Source organism: Limosilactobacillus rudii (genome assembly GCF_014145455.1).
GTDB classification, from domain to species: Bacteria; Bacillota; Bacilli; order Lactobacillales; family Lactobacillaceae; genus Limosilactobacillus; species Limosilactobacillus rudii.
The window spans coordinates 1-237 of record NZ_JACIVB010000015.1 but is presented as its reverse complement, the minus strand read 5'-3'; the positions used below and the strand labels follow the sequence as shown (position 1 = coordinate 237).

Here is a 237-nt window from a genome sequence, read left to right as displayed (position 1 = left end):
GTCAGCTTAATCGCTGACTACTTGACTAGTGAATACATAGCTAGCAAGAGGTAGACGCAGTGAACTGAAACATCTTAGTAGCTGCAGGAAGAGAAAGAAAAATCGATTCCCTGAGTAGTGGCGAGCGAAAGGGGAAGAGCCCAAACCAGTAAGCTTGCTTACTGGGGTTGTAGGACTGAACAATAGAGTTACCAAAGTGCGACGTAGTCGCAACAGTTGGGAAGCTGTGCCAAAGAG

At 46.8% G+C, this 237-nt stretch carries 1 rRNA gene; it reads left to right on the top strand.

The window, feature by feature from the left end:
* Positions 1-237, top strand: a 23S ribosomal RNA gene (locus tag H5S39_RS00325); the annotation flags it as partial.